The 13,409-nt window shown below is 66.2% G+C and carries 12 protein-coding genes; 2 read left to right on the forward strand and 10 right to left on the reverse strand.

The window, feature by feature from the left end; translation table 11 throughout:
* Positions 1 to 19: 19 nt before the first annotated feature.
* Complete coding sequence (galU, locus tag QU595_RS20625; RefSeq protein WP_315925368.1) at positions 20 to 925, forward strand: UTP--glucose-1-phosphate uridylyltransferase GalU; 906 nt, start codon at positions 20 to 22, stop codon at positions 923 to 925.
* A 30-nt stretch (positions 926 to 955) separates the two neighbouring features.
* Here the strand turns inward: galU and QU595_RS20630 are convergent, their stop codons facing one another.
* A complete protein-coding gene (locus QU595_RS20630) occupies positions 956 to 2,650 on the reverse strand; it encodes an outer membrane beta-barrel protein (protein WP_315925370.1) in 1,695 nt (564 codons plus the stop codon).
* A 139-nt stretch (positions 2,651 to 2,789) separates the two neighbouring features.
* Between QU595_RS20630 and QU595_RS20635 the strand changes: the two genes are divergently transcribed.
* Positions 2,790 to 3,791 carry a KpsF/GutQ family sugar-phosphate isomerase gene (locus QU595_RS20635; protein ID WP_315925372.1) on the forward strand — a complete coding sequence of 334 codons (1,002 nt, stop codon included), beginning with the start codon at positions 2,790 to 2,792 and terminating at the stop codon, positions 3,789 to 3,791.
* Here QU595_RS20635 and QU595_RS20640 read toward each other — a convergent pair whose 3' ends face one another.
* The 9 genes from QU595_RS20640 to QU595_RS20680 all read right to left on the reverse strand — a co-directional run bounded on the left by QU595_RS20640 (position 3,792) and on the right by QU595_RS20680 (position 13,350).
* Positions 3,792 to 4,259: an NfeD family protein gene (locus QU595_RS20640; RefSeq protein ID WP_315925374.1), complete on the reverse strand. Its 468-nt coding sequence runs from the start codon at positions 4,257 to 4,259 to the stop codon at positions 3,792 to 3,794. It abuts the gene before it with no gap.
* Positions 4,260 to 4,279: 20 nt separating this feature from the next.
* Complete coding sequence (locus tag QU595_RS20645) at positions 4,280 to 5,230, reverse strand: SPFH domain-containing protein (RefSeq protein WP_315925375.1); 951 nt, start codon at positions 5,228 to 5,230, stop codon at positions 4,280 to 4,282.
* Between the two features lie 122 nt (positions 5,231 to 5,352).
* Positions 5,353 to 6,366 (reverse strand): ferrochelatase, encoded by a 1,014-nt coding sequence (gene hemH, locus QU595_RS20650; protein WP_315925714.1) that lies wholly within the window; start codon positions 6,364 to 6,366, stop codon positions 5,353 to 5,355.
* A gap of 304 nt (positions 6,367 to 6,670) precedes the next feature.
* Positions 6,671 to 7,048, reverse strand: a complete 378-nt coding sequence (locus QU595_RS20655) for a hypothetical protein (RefSeq protein WP_315925377.1) — start codon at positions 7,046 to 7,048, stop codon at positions 6,671 to 6,673.
* Between the two features lie 86 nt (positions 7,049 to 7,134).
* Positions 7,135 to 8,580: a homospermidine synthase gene (locus QU595_RS20660; RefSeq protein ID WP_315925379.1), complete on the reverse strand. Its 1,446-nt coding sequence runs from the start codon at positions 8,578 to 8,580 to the stop codon at positions 7,135 to 7,137.
* Positions 8,581 to 8,670: 90 nt separating this feature from the next.
* Positions 8,671 to 9,591: a DUF3445 domain-containing protein gene (locus tag QU595_RS20665; protein ID WP_315925381.1), complete on the reverse strand. Its 921-nt coding sequence runs from the start codon at positions 9,589 to 9,591 to the stop codon at positions 8,671 to 8,673.
* Between the two features lie 66 nt (positions 9,592 to 9,657).
* Positions 9,658 to 10,356, reverse strand: coding sequence for an aminotransferase class IV family protein (locus QU595_RS20670; RefSeq protein WP_315925383.1), 699 nt, complete (start codon positions 10,354 to 10,356; stop codon positions 9,658 to 9,660).
* Positions 10,305 to 11,465, reverse strand: coding sequence for an aminodeoxychorismate synthase component I (locus QU595_RS20675; protein ID WP_315925385.1), 1,161 nt, complete (start codon positions 11,463 to 11,465; stop codon positions 10,305 to 10,307). Before QU595_RS20675 ends, QU595_RS20670 begins: the two co-directional genes overlap by 52 nt.
* 22 nt (positions 11,466 to 11,487) lie before the next feature.
* Entirely contained in the window at positions 11,488 to 13,350 is a 1,863-nt protein-coding gene (locus tag QU595_RS20680; protein WP_315925386.1) for a M3 family oligoendopeptidase, read from the reverse strand.
* Positions 13,351 to 13,409: the final 59 nt, after the last annotated feature.

Below are 13,409 nucleotides of genomic sequence, written 5' to 3' on the forward strand. Positions count from 1 at the left end.
GCAACACGGATAATCGGGCATGAAAAAAGTACGCAAGGCAGTCTTTCCGGTCGCCGGCCTGGGCACGCGCTTTCTTCCTGCCACCAAGGCAATTCCGAAGGAAATGCTGACGGTGGTCGACCGTCCGGTCATCCAATATGTGGTGGATGAGGCGCGCGACGCCGGCATCGAGCATTTCATCTTCGTCACCGGCCGCAACAAGGCGGTGATCGAGGACCATTTCGACATCCAGTTCGAGCTCAACCACACGCTGGCCGAGCGCGGCAAGGACGACCAGCTTTCCCGGTTGCAGCGGCTCCAGCCGATGCCGGGGCAGACCAGCTTCACGCGCCAGCAGGTGCCGCTCGGCCTCGGCCATGCGGTGTGGTGCGCGCGCGAGCTGGTTGGAGACGAACCCTTCGCGCTGCTCCTGCCGGACATGATCACGCTGCCGGATCGCGGCTGCATGAAGGACATGGTGACGCTCTACAACGAAACCGGCGGCAGCGTCGTCGCGGTGGAGGAGTGCGATCCGGCCGAAACGCACAAATACGGCATCGTCGGGCGCGGCAAGGATATTTCCAGCGGCTTCCACATCACCGGCATGGTGGAGAAGCCCAAGCGCGGCACGGCGCCGTCGAATTTCTACATCAACGGCCGCTATATCCTGCAGCCGGAGATATTCTCCATCCTGGAGGATCAGGAGCGTGGCGCCGGCAACGAGATCCAGCTTACCGACGCGATGCTGAAACTGGAGAAGAAGCAGCCCTTCTACGGTTACCACTACAAGGGCAGGACCTTCGACTGCGGTTCGCCGGAAGGCTTCGTCGAGGCCAACGTCGCCTTCGCCCTGTGGCGCAGCGACATGAACCAGAGCATGGCCTCGTCCATCCGCACGCTTCTGGACGAAGCCGAGCCGGCGCGCCGGCAGGCTGCGGCGGGATAGAACGGGCGCGAGCGGCGCGCCTCGCGCCGCTCATCGCTGCAGGGTGAGACCGAGATAGACGCTGTTCGTCGTGCTGTCGCGATAGGGCAGGTTGCTCTTCACGCTCTCGTGCCGCACGCGCCCGGTGAGGCCGGCATAGCGGTTCATCCACCAGGTCAGGCCGGCTTCGGCGTTGTAGATGAGGTCGTGCCCGTCCGAGCCGAGATAATCGCGCCAGCCGAGGCCGAGAGCCGCCTTGGCCGTCAGGTCGGCGCGTATGCGCCGTTCCGCCGTCAACTGGCCGGAATAGAGCACCGAGCCGCTTTCGCCCGGCGTGGTCGTGTCTTCCAGGGTGGTGTCGCCGCGCAGCCCGATGATCGTGCCGCGCTCGGGCGACCACTTGAAATCGGCCTTGACCGTAGGGCTCGCGAGCGCCGCCAGTCGGTCGTCGTCGAAGGATTCCCGCAGCCAGCCGGCCGCGATCTCGCCGTTGAGCTTCTCGCCCAGGTCCAGGGCGAGGCCGGCGCGCGCGCCCACCCGGTTGGACGAGCGTTCATAGCCGCTGTCGTCGATGCGCTGGTCGAAGACGCGGCGGCCGCCCTCCAGTTCCACGAACGGGGTCAGTGCGGGCGATATCTCGTAGCCGGCGCGCAAGGTGGCCGTGTAGAGCGTGGAGTTGCGGGCCTTCTGCGAAAGCACGCCGCCGGAGGACAGGTCGGCATCCCCATAGATATCGCGGCTGACTTCCCCGGTCAGGCCGAGGCGCATCTTGCCGACGTCCTTGGTCACGCCGAGGCTGCCGTCGATGGTCTGGCGCAGGGGTTGGGAAACCGTGCCCTGAATGACCACGGGCGAGTCGGCGCCCTCGGGTGCGGCCTCATAGCCGAGCTTGGCTATGGCGCGCCAATCGTGATCCAGGTCGAGGTTCAGTTCGCCGTCCACGCGTCCGCGCGCATCCTTGACGTCGTAGCCGGAAATGGTGCGGCGGAAGGTGCCGTAGCCGGAAATCTTCGCCGAATTGGTGGCCCAGTCCGATATGCCATCCAGCCGAAGGGTGGTTTCGGAAAGCGTGGCGGGCCTGCCGCCGAAGCTCGAATCGGCGTTCGAGGTGGCGGTGACGCCCTGCTCGATCGACGGCCTGAGCGTGAACGAGCCGGCCTTTATTCCGACCGGGGCGAAGGGGTCGTCATCCGGCTTCCTGTTGCCGGCCTCGATCGCGCCCGTCCGCTCGGCGCGCGGGTCGAGCGGCTGCTTTTCATCCGCGTCCAGCGTCATGGCCCGGGGATTTGCCGGCCCCTGCGCCGTTTCGTCTTCGGCTATGGCGGCCGTCTTGGGTTTCGCCGGTGCGGCGGCATCGGCGGCGTCCCCGTCGCCGGACCGGCCAGTGCCGCCCTGCCGCTTCGGCCGCGCGGGCGTGGGGGAGACCTCGACGTCCGCGGTGTCCGGCACATCCAGGGTCGATCCGCCGGCATTGTCGCCATCGGGCACGGCGCCGGGGCTGACCGGCTGGTACGGCACGGTCGCGGCCGTGGACAGCGGATCGGTGACGGCCGAGGCGGATGCGGCCGCCCCGGCCAGCGGATCGGCGAAGGGCTGCTGGGGCAGGGCGGGATCGGTGATGGAACCGCGCAGGCCGATGCTCTGCGCCTGTACCGAAGCCGGGCGCAGAAGGGCGACGGCGGCCGCGGCCAGCAGCAATGCGCGGGCCGTCTTCCCCGTCCGGCTCTGTCGAAATCCCCGCGGCATCGTCACCATTTTCCACGGCGCGTGGCGCGCCGAAATTTTTACCGAACCGTAAATTGTGATGGTTAACGGAGGGTTGAGACGCCGCTGCCTCGAAGGTTGCGTTGGACAGCGCGCACGCAACGCGCTAATCGCATCCGACATGCAGATGAAATCATCAAAGATGCCGCTGGCGGACCCGCAATCGGCCATCGAATCGGCGCTCAGGACAGTCACCACCGAACAGGCGGGCATCGAGGCTCTCGCCGCGGCCCTGCAGGACGGGCTGGCGGAACCTTTCGCCCGCGCGGTGGAGATCATCTCGACCATCAAGGGCAGGGTGATCGTCACCGGCGTCGGCAAGAGCGGCCATATCGGCTCCAAGGTAGCGGCGACGCTGGCTTCCACCGGCACGCCGGCCTTCTTCGTCCATCCGGTCGAGGCCAATCACGGCGATCTCGGCATGATCGCGGCGGACGACGCCATCATCGCGCTGTCCTGGTCGGGAGAAAGCGCGGAGCTGAAGGGCATTATCGCCTATTCGCGCCGCTTCTCCATTCCGCTCATCGCCCTGACCTCAGGCAAGTCCTCGGCGCTGGCGCGCGCGGCGGATGTCGTGCTGCTGCTTCCCCGTGCTCCGGAGGCTTGTCCGCACGGACTGGCGCCCACCACCTCGACCTTGCTGCAACTGGTCACCGGCGACGCGCTGGCGATCGCGCTTTTGGAAGCGCGCGGTTTCACGCCCGACCATTTCCGCACCTTCCATCCCGGCGGCCAGCTCGGCGCGAACCTGACGCGCGTTGCCGAGATCATGCGCACAGGCGACCAGATTCCGCTCGCTCGCCTCGGCACCAAGATGCCCGAGGCGGTGATGACGCTGGCGCAGAAGAAGGTGGGATGCGTGTGCGTTGTGGACAATGACGGCCGGCTGGCCGGCATCGTCACCGACGGCGATCTGGCCCGCAACCTTCATCGCAACCTTGCCGAGACGATCGTGGACGAGGTGATGACGCCCACGCCCAAGACCATCGGGCCGCAGATGTTCGCCGGCGCCGCGATCGCGCTGCTGAACAAGCACAACATCAGCGCGCTGGTGGTGACGGAGGGCGACATGCCGGTCGGCATGGTGCATTTCCACGACCTGCTGCGCCTGGGCGCGGCCTGACTACTCCACCCGCTCGACCGTCAGTTCCAGATCGGTGTCTGCCGTGCCGGTGACGCGCACGCGGGTTCCGGCCGGCAGGTCAGGTCCCGAGACCCGCCAGAGCGTGTCGCCAAGCTGGATGCGGCCGCGTCCCTCGCGGATCGGTTCGGCGAGCGTCGCGGTGCGGCCGATCATCTGCTCGCCGCGGCGGTTGAGCAGCGGCTGGTCGGATTCGCCGTTGCGGCCGCGCATGATGCGCGTGCCGACATAGGCGGAGGCCAGCGACAGCAGCAGGAAGGCCACGACCTGCACCTGCCACGTCCAGAAGCCGGCATCCCACAATTGCAGCGACAGCGTTCCGATCAGCAGCGCGGCAATGCCGATCCACAGCATGAACACGCCGGGGATCAGGATTTCCAGCACCAGCAGGATCAGGCCGAGGACCATCCAGTTCCACGGACCGAGTTCGAAGACCAGATTCGCGATCATGGCCGTTGCCCGTCAGCCGGTCAGCTGTCGCTCGAACGGACCAGCGGCGGCCGCGCCGCATTCCGTTGAGGCTGCGCCGGCGCCTCGCCCTTGAACACCTCGCGGGCGATCTCGCCGATGCCGCCCAGCGTGCCGACCAGCGACGACGCTTCCATCGGCATCAGCACGATCTTGGAGTTGCCGGCCGAGCCGATCTTGGCCAGCGCTTCGGTGTATTTCTGCGCCACGAAGTAGTTGATCGCCTGCACGTCGCCCTTGGCGATGGCCTCGGAAACGACCTGCGTGGCGCGGGCTTCGGCCTCGGCCGAACGTTCGCGCGCCTCGGCGTCGCGGAAGGCGGCCTCGCGGCGGCCCTCCGCTTCGAGGATCTGCGCCTGCTTCAGGCCCTCGGCGGCGAGGATCTGGGCGCGCTTGTCGCGCTCCGCCATCATCTGGCGGGCCATGGATTCGACCAGGTTGGCGGGCGGGTTGATGTCCTTGATCTCGACGCGCGTGACCTTGATGCCCCAGGGATGGGCGGCTTCGTCCACCACGCGCAGCAGCCGCTCGTTGATGGCGTCGCGGTTGGACAGGAGCTCGTCCAGGTCCATCGAGCCCATGACGGTGCGGATGTTGGTCATGGTCAGGTTCAGGAGCGCGTTCTGCAAGCCGGCGACCTGGTAGGCCGCCTGAGGCGCGCTCAGCACCTGGAAGAAAGCCACGCCGTCCACGCCGACGATGGCGTTGTCGCGGGTGATGATCTCCTGCGTGGGAACGTCCAGCACCTGCTCCATCATGTTCATCTTCGCGCCGATGCGGTCGATGAAGGGGATGATCAGGCTGAGGCCCGGGGTCAGCGTCTTTGTGTAGCGGCCGAAGCGCTCGACCGTATAGTTGTAGCCCTGCGGCACGGTCTTGATGCCGGTGAACAGCACCAGCAGGACCAGCACCACAAGCACCGGGATGACCAGATCGAAACCCGTGAATTCCATGTGCTCTCCCCGCATCGAGCGCCCGGACAATCGCCCGGCCGCCTCCATCCTGGACAAACACTTAAGGGCGTTTCGGCGGGGTTACAATCTCGGCAAGGCCGATTGTGGAAAGTGGCCGCGGATCAGATCCAGCCGGACAGTTCCCGCCGCACCAGCGTCTCGATCACCGCCATGCCTTCGGGACTGTCGTTCAGGCAGGGAATGTGGGTGAAATTCTTGCCGCCGGCATGATGGAATATCTCGGATGCCTGGCCGGCGATCTCCTCCAGCGTTTCGAGGCAGTCCACCACGAAGCCGGGATTGAAGGCGGCGATCGATTTTACGCCGTCGCGGGCCAGCTTCTCCACCGTTTTGTCGGTATAGGGCTGAAGCCACGCCTCCGGACCGAAGCGGGACTGGTAGGTGACCATCAGCTTCTTCTCGTCCCAGCCCAGGCGTTCGCGCAGCAGGCGCGTCGTCTGCTCGCACTGCGCGGGATAGGGGTCGCCGCGCCGGGCATAGCTTTGGGGGATGCCGTGATAGGAGGCCAGCACCACCTCCGGCTCGAAGTCGAGCGTGGCGAGATGCGTCTCGATGGAGCGGGCGAGCGCCTCGATATAGACCGGCTCGCCGGCATAGGGCGGCACGACGCGCACCGAAGGCATCGCACGGAGCTTCGACAGCGCCTCGAAGAACTTGTCGTTCACGGTCGCGGTCGTGGTGGCCGAATATTGCGGGTAGAGCGGGAACATGACGATGCGCTCGCAACCCTCGGCCAGCATCCTGTCGAGCACGCTTTCGATGGAGGGGCTGCCGTAGCGCATCGCCCAATCGACATGCACGCCGGTTTCCTTCAGCGCTTCGCCGAGCTTCTCGCCCTGCGCGCGCGTGAAGGTGCGCAGCGGGGATTCGTTCTGCTCCCGGTTCCAGATCTTGTCGTACAGCGCGCCCGATTTCTTCGGCCGGGTGTTCAGCACGATGCCGTGCAGGATCGGATACCAGATGGCGCGCGGCCATTCGATGACGCGCCGGTCCGAGAGGAATTCGGCCAGATAGCGGCGCATGGAGCGCGGGTCGGTGCCGTCCGGCGTTCCGAGATTGACCAGCATGACCCCGGCCTTGCTGGAATTCGACGCGGCAGGGGCCGGTGCGGACATCGCTGCCGTGGTCGCGGTTTCTCTGCCGACGGGTTCAGAAAGCGCCATGAAATCGGTCTCCAGCGGCAAGCCGTGCAAGGCGCCGCCCGGTCATTGTTGCTCGTGTCGGACCCTCAGCCATCCGGCCAGTCTACGTCCGATCCGTTGCGCGCGAAACTATCCGCCGCCCACGGCGATGCAATGCAACGTGTGGCCGCACCCCGCAAGGGCGATGCAAACGACCGCGTGCCGGCCGTTGGTGCGGCCGGCTGGAATGCCTGCACCGGCAGACGGTCGAGCATGGACGCCGACAGGGCGGTGACGCTTATCCGCGCCGTGTCAGCACGAAGTTCTGACCGGCGGAGGAGGTGCAGTTGAGCTGGCTGGTCGACACCATCAGGCAGTTGAAGGCGATGGGCGACTGCCGGATCAGCGAGGTGCCGTGGATTTCGACCGAAGTCGCGCCCGTCATGCTGTAGCTGCCGTCCGACAGCTTCTGGCCGGTGTCGGTGGCGACGGTCTGGAAGCGTCCGGCCGAGAAGGTCGAGACGCCGGTGCCTTGTGCGTCGACCCACGAGCCCTCGACGCCCTTCGGCGCGGCCGAGATCGGGCCCGCTTCCGGGCCGGCGGTGGTGCAGCCTGCAAGGGCCGCCGCCGTCGCTGCCACAAGAGTGGCAGAAAGCATCTTGCGCACAAAATCCATGGTTGAAATCCTCTCCTCGGTCCGCCCGTTTTCAATCACCCGATTTTCGGGCGATTGCAAGATATCGGGCACGGTGGGGATAACGGTTAGCGTACCAAAATGTTGCGGAACTGCCACGGGTCCTCGGCGTCGATGTCTTCCGGGAAGAGGCCGGGGCGGCCCTCCAGCGGCGTCCAGTCGGTATAGTAGCCGTTGACCGGGCCGAGATAGGGCAATTGCACTTCGAGGCAACGGCGATAGTCGGTCTCGTCGGCCTCGACGATGCCGGCTTCCGGGTTCTCCAGCGCCCAGACCATGCCGGCAAGCACGGCCGACGTGACCTGAAGCCCGGTGGCGTTCTGATAGGGGGCCAGCCGGCGCGCCTCCTCGAGGGAAAGCTGCGAGCCGTACCAGTAGGCGTTCCTGCCGTGGCCGTAGAGCAGAACGCCGAGTTCGTCCTTGCCCTCGACCAGTTCGTCCTCGTCCAGCACATGCTGCACCGGCTGCGCCTTGCCGGCGGCGCCGAACATCTCGTCCAGCGAAAGCACGGCGTCGTTGCAGGGGTGGTAGGCGTAGTGGCAGGTCGGCCGGTAAAGCGCCTTGCCGCCGTCGCCGCGCACGGTGAAGAAGTCCGCGATGGAGATGGCCTCGTTGTGGGTGACGAGGAAGGCGTATTGCGCGCCGGGCGTCGGGCACCAGCTGCGAACGCGGGTGTTGGCGCCGGGCTGTTCCAGAAAGATCGCAGCCTTGCAGCCTTCCTTGTGCTCCTTCGCGTTGGCCGGCATCCATTTCTCGTGCGTACCCCAGCCGAGTTCCGCCGGCTGCAGGCCTTCGGCGATGAAGCCTTCGACCGACCAGGTGTTCCAGAACACGTTGAGCGGCTTCGGCTTCTTGGTCAGTTGCGTGTCGCGCTCGGCAATGTGGATGCCCTTCACGCCGGCCTTCTGCATCAGCCGTGCCCAGCCTTCGCGGTCGTGCTGCGCCGGTTCCTCGAAATCGAGGCCGAGGTCGTTCGAGAGGTTCACCAGAGCCTGCTTGACGAACCACGACACCATGCCGGGATTGGCCCCGCAGGTGGACACGGCGGTCGGGCCGCCGGGCTTGCGGCGCTTCTCCGCCAGCAGGCTTTCGCGCAGGGCGTAGTTGGTGCGCGAGGCGTTGTCAGCATCGGCGTCGAAATAGAAGCCGAGCCACGGCTCGACCACGGTATCGACATAGAGCGCGCCAAGCTCGCGGCAGAAGCGCATCAGGTCGACCGAGCCGGTATCGACCGACAGGTTCACGCAGAAGCCCTGGCCGCCGCCCCTGGTCAGCAGCGGTTCGAGCACCTTCCTGTAGTTCTCCTTGGTGATCGCTTCCTTGACGAAGGCGATGCCGCGCTCGTCGGCCAGCCTGCGATTGGCCTCGCTGGGGTCGATCACCACCATGCGGGACCTGTCGAATTTGAAATGACGCTCGATCAGCGGCAACGTTCCGCGCCCGATCGACCCGAAGCCGATCATCACGATGGGGCCGGTGATCTCACCGTAGACGGGCCATTTCTCGTTCGCCATTTATCGCCTTCTCCGCGGTTCAGCGCCTTTGCCGATAGTGGCGCGCAAAAATCACAGATCGGTGTCGGACGCCAGAAAAAATGCGCGAGGTCAGGCCGGCACGGCCAGATGCTCCAGGGTGGCGACCAGCCGGTCGCGGTCGGCGCTCAGGCCCTTGTAGTCGAGCTGGACCTGGTCCAGCGCCATGAGCTGCTCGACAAAGGAGGCCGCCAGCCTTTCCCGGTCCGGATGCCGGGCCAGCACGCGCAGCGGGTCGAGATGGATGCGGATGGTGAAGAGGATGTCGCCGGAAAGCGGCAGTTTGCGCAGCGTCTGGCGTTCCACGCGCAGGAAGGCATGCGCGTTCACGTCCCCGTCGGGGAAGTTGGAGGGCCGGGTGGTGGCGCGTACGTCGCGCTGGCTGTCGGAAAGCGGCTGGTAGAGATCGTCGCCGGCCTGGATGGACCAGTTGAAGCGTTGCACCGGCTGCTCGACGAGCAGATTGTCGAACATGCGCATGATCAGCGCATCGGGGCGCGTGCCGGGGCCGAAACCCGGCACAGGGCGATGGATTTCCTGCAGCGGCCGCCCGAATTTCTCCGCGAGCGACCAGGACGAAGGAAAGCACAGCGCGCCGGCATCGAGGCGCCAGCCGTCCTCGTGCCGGCGCATCAGGATCAGGTCTTCCTGCACCAGCAGGGAAGCGGCGACCAGCGGCGCGTCGCTGAAAGCCGGACCGTTGTCGGCGCCGATCACTTCGAGTTGGTCGCGGTCGACACGATGGGTGTCCGGACAGCGCGAGGCCAGATGCGCGCGCAGCAGGTCCAGCACCTCCTGCTGCGCCTCGCGCGTTCCCGGCTGCTCGACGAAGACCTTGTCGGCCATCTCGCCGTAGAGCCGGCGCTTCTCGGCCAGATGCGCCAGCAGGTTGGAGTCCACCTCGATCCAGTCGGCGAGGTCGAGCGGCCTCAGCCCGATGGCGAAAAGCCTGGAGGAACCGTCATAGGGCGTGTGTACGGGCAGAATGGTCACGTCGTCGCCGCTCGTTGTCCGGTTGCCGGGATAGCTTGCCCGCGTCCTGGCCGCAACACCGGCCGGTTAGGCCAGGGTGGCGGGGACGAGCCCGCGCAGCGAATTGCCGACGAACAGCGAAACGGCGGATTTCAGATCTTCCGGTCCGAACACCGTTTCATAGGCATGGCCTTCGTCCAGCATCTCGGCGCGCAGCACGCCGGCCAGCAGGCCGCAATCCAGCCGCGGCGTCGCCAATATGCCGTCGCCGAAATCGGCGAAGATGGAGGTGAAGGTGCCCTCGCACAATTCGCCGCGTTCGTTGGCCAGCAACACCTCGTCGGCCTCCGGCGCCGGGAATTCGGCCCGCGCCCGCACATAGGCCACGCGACGGCTGGTCTTGTGCCTGAGCAGCGCGTCGGAGGAATCCAGCCGCGTCCGCGCGACCCGCACCTTCCACACCCTGCCTTCCGGGGTGGGCTCGTGCGGATGGGTCGAAACCGTCGCATGGCCGTCCCGCGCAAGCAGCAGGCGCACGCGCTGCGGGTCGCGGGGTTCGCCGACCGTTTCCCGCAAGAGCGCCGCGATCCTGTCGAGGTCGCAGCTGAAGCCGAGGGCGCTTGCCGAGGCGGCAAGCCGCGCCAGATGACGTTCCAGGCGGACAAAACCGCCATCCAGGGCGCCGTCGGTGCCGCCGGCGAGACCACCATCGGGCTGCCAGCGCAGCGTTTCGATCAGCTCGAAGCCGGGGCCGTCCCCGTGGCGAAGCGTGCTTTCAAGAGGCACTCCCTGTACTCCTCTTCAGCCGTGGAATCGAATACCACCCCGCCGCCGACATTGTAGACCGCTTCTCCATCCGGAAAGAGCGAAATGGTGCGGATCGCCACCGAGAAACGCATGGTGCCGCCCGGCGCGATCCAGCCGATCGAGCCGCAATAGATGTCGCGCGGTGTGCCTTCCAGATCGTGCAATATCTCCATGGCCCGGATTTTCGGCGCGCCTGTGATGGAACCGCAAGGGAAAAGTGCGGCGAAGATGCGGCGGATGGGAAGGTCCGGCAGCAGCTTCGCGCGCACCCGGCTCACCATCTGGTGCACGGTCGGATAGGTCTCGATGCGGAAGAGTTCGGGCACGTCGAGCGAGCCGACCTCGCTGATGAGCGAGATGTCGTTGCGCAGCAGATCGACGATCATGCGGTTCTCGGCCTGGTTCTTCTCGTCCGTGCGCAGGAAGTTCTTCAGCCGCTCGTCTTCTTCCCCGGTGGCGCCGCGCGGGGCCGTGCCCTTCATGGGATGGGTCTCGATCCAGCCTTCGCCGTCCACCTCGAAGAAAAGCTCCGGCGAACGCGACAGGACGACGGGGCCGCCGAGCGCGGCCAGCGCCCCGTAGCGCACGGGCTGGCGGGTGGTCAGCGCGTCAAACGCGGCAAGCGCATCGCCCGTCCATTGGGCGTGGATCGGAAAGGTCAGGTTGCCCTGATAGCAGTCGCCTTCGCGCAGGTGCCGGTGCAGGCGCGAGAAGCGCTTCTCATAGTCCTCGAAGGACCATGTGGCGCGCGCATCGAAGATCGGGCCGTTTGTGTCGGGCCGGGAAGGGCCGTGCAAGGCGCGATCCGAGGGGGCGTCGAACACTCCGAGGCACAGAAGCGGCGCGCGCCGGCCTTCGGGAAGCAGCGGAACCAGCTTCGGCTCCAGCAGGTAGCCGGCCTCGTAGGAGAAATAGCCGGCCAGCCATTTGCCTGCCTCATGCGCGGCCTGGGCGGCTTCGAAGGCTGCCTCGAAGCTTTGCGCGTCCTCGGCGACGATGATGCGCGAAGGCTTCTCGAACAGCACTTCGCGGCCGGCGAGATCGTCCCGGAACAGGATGAAAGGGGGTGTCGGAAGATGCGCCAGCATTGATCGCCGATCCGGCAGCCACTCAATCCAAAGCTTCCAGCTCGTCGATCAGATTGCCTATGACGCCGAGGCCGATCTGCCAGAAGGCAGGATCGGAGGCGTCGAGGCCGAACGGCTTGAGGAGCTCCGAATGGTGCTTGGTGCCGCCGGCGCGCAGCATCTCGAAATATTTCTCCTGAAAGCCGCGCTCGGAGTTCTGGTAGACGGCATAGAGCGAGTTCACCAGGCAATCGCCGAAGGCATAGGCATAGACGTAGAAGGGCGAGTGGATGAAGTGGGGGATGTAGGTCCAGAAGGTCTCGTAGCCCTCGCGCAGCCGGATCGCCGGCCCGAGGCTTTCGGCCTGCACCTCCAGCCAGAACTTGCCGAGCTGGTCTGACGTCAATTCGCCGTTCTTGCGCTCGGTATGGACCCTGCGCTCGAATTCGTAGAAGGCGATCTGGCGCACGACCGTGTTGATCATGTCCTCGACCTTCTGGGCGAGCATCGCCTTGCGCTCGCGCCTGTCCGAAGTGCCGTCCAGCAGCGAACGGAAGGTCAGCATCTCGCCGAACACGGAAGCCGTCTCGGCCAGCGTCAGCGGCGTCGAGGCCATCAGCGCGCCCTGGCCGCCGGCCAGAACCTGGTGCACGCCGTGCCCGAGCTCATGCGCCAGCGTCATCACGTCGCGCGGCTTGCCCATATAGTTGAGCAGCACATAGGGGTGGACCGAAGGCACGGTCGGGTGCGCGAAGGCGCCCGGCGACTTGCCCGGACGCACCGGCGCGTCGATCCAGTTGCGGTCGAAGAAGGTGCGCGCGATATCGGCCATCTGCGGTGAGAAGCGGTTGTAGGCCGACAGCACGGTGTTGCGGGCGTCGTTCCAGGGAATGGTCGCCTGCGGCGTCTCCGGCAGCGGCGCGTTGCGGTCCCAATGGTTCATGGCCTCCATGCCGAGCCAGCGCGCCTTCATCGCATAATAGCGGTGCGACAGGCGCGGATAGGCTTCGCGCACGGCGGCAGCCAGCGCATCCACCACGCCGCGCTCGACGCGGTTGGCGAGGTGGCGCGAGTCGGCGATGTCCTGGAAGCCGCGCCAGCGGTCGGAAATCTCCTTGTCCTTCGCCAGCGTGTTGGTGATCAGCGTGAAGGTGCGCAGGTTCTCGCCGAAGGTGGCGGCCAGCGCCTCGGAGGCCTTGCGGCGCACCTCGCCATCGGCGTCCTGCAGGCGGTTCAGCGTCGGCTCCAGCGTCAGTTCCTCGCCGTCCACATCGAATCGCAGGTCCGTCATGGTCTCGTCGAACAGGCGGTTCCAGGCGCCGCGCCCGGTGACGGATTTCTCGTGGAAAAGCTGCTCGATGCGGTCCTCGAGCTGGTAGGGCTTGTCCATGCGCAGGTCCACCACCCACGGCCTGTAGTGGCCGAAGGCCGGATCCGCATCCAGGGCCTTTTCCAGCGTAGCGTCTTCGATCTTGTTCAGCTCCAGCGCGAAGAACAACAGATGCGAACTGGCGTCGGTCATCTTCTCCTGCACGTCGCCGTAGAGCTTGGCGCGCTTGGGATCGGAGGTGTCGCCTGCATAGACGAGACCGGCGTAGGAAACGATGCGGCCGATCAGTTCCTCCAGCGCCTCATAGGCTTTCAGCGCTTCGCCCAGCCGGCCTTGCGCGCCGCGCCCGGCTTCGGCGGCCAGCTTGCCCTTCCAGCGTTCCTCGAAGGCAGCGGCGTCGGCGGCGGCCTTGGCAAGGTCGCGCTTCAGTTCGGGCGCTTCCATGCCCGTATAGAGGTCGGCAAGGTTCCACTCCGGCAGGTGGCCGAGATCGGCGGCAGCCGACGCCGTCTTTTCGGCGGCCGCAGCCTGGCCCGAATATGCCGGCGAACCCCGGCGGCCCGAAAGATCTTTCATGCCGATACCTTCCTGACGGCGTGGGATGGGAAAGCCGGTCAAATCCTAAGCAATTCGTT

This window comes from Mesorhizobium sp. SP-1A, assembly GCF_032460275.1.
GTDB lineage: Bacteria > Pseudomonadota > Alphaproteobacteria > Rhizobiales > Rhizobiaceae > Mesorhizobium.

What these genes read in the sequence shown, in the direction of transcription:
- galU (WP_315925368.1), top strand. Translation starts at nt 20, where the DNA reads ATGAAAAAAGTACGCAAGGCAGTCTTTCCGGTCGCCGGCCTGGGCACG.
- QU595_RS20630 (WP_315925370.1), bottom strand. Translation starts at nt 2,650, where the DNA reads ATGCCGCGGGGATTTCGACAGAGCCGGACGGGGAAGACGGCCCGCGCA.
- QU595_RS20635 (WP_315925372.1), top strand. Translation starts at nt 2,790, where the DNA reads ATGCAGATGAAATCATCAAAGATGCCGCTGGCGGACCCGCAATCGGCC.
- QU595_RS20640 (WP_315925374.1), bottom strand. Translation starts at nt 4,259, where the DNA reads ATGATCGCGAATCTGGTCTTCGAACTCGGTCCGTGGAACTGGATGGTC.
- QU595_RS20645 (WP_315925375.1), bottom strand. Translation starts at nt 5,230, where the DNA reads ATGGAATTCACGGGTTTCGATCTGGTCATCCCGGTGCTTGTGGTGCTG.
- hemH (WP_315925714.1), bottom strand. Translation starts at nt 6,366, where the DNA reads ATGTCCGCACCGGCCCCTGCCGCGTCGAATTCCAGCAAGGCCGGGGTC.
- QU595_RS20655 (WP_315925377.1), bottom strand. Translation starts at nt 7,048, where the DNA reads ATGGATTTTGTGCGCAAGATGCTTTCTGCCACTCTTGTGGCAGCGACG.
- QU595_RS20660 (WP_315925379.1), bottom strand. Translation starts at nt 8,580, where the DNA reads ATGGCGAACGAGAAATGGCCCGTCTACGGTGAGATCACCGGCCCCATC.
- QU595_RS20675 (WP_315925385.1), bottom strand. Translation starts at nt 11,465, where the DNA reads ATGCTGGCGCATCTTCCGACACCCCCTTTCATCCTGTTCCGGGACGAT.
- QU595_RS20680 (WP_315925386.1), bottom strand. Translation starts at nt 13,350, where the DNA reads ATGAAAGATCTTTCGGGCCGCCGGGGTTCGCCGGCATATTCGGGCCAG.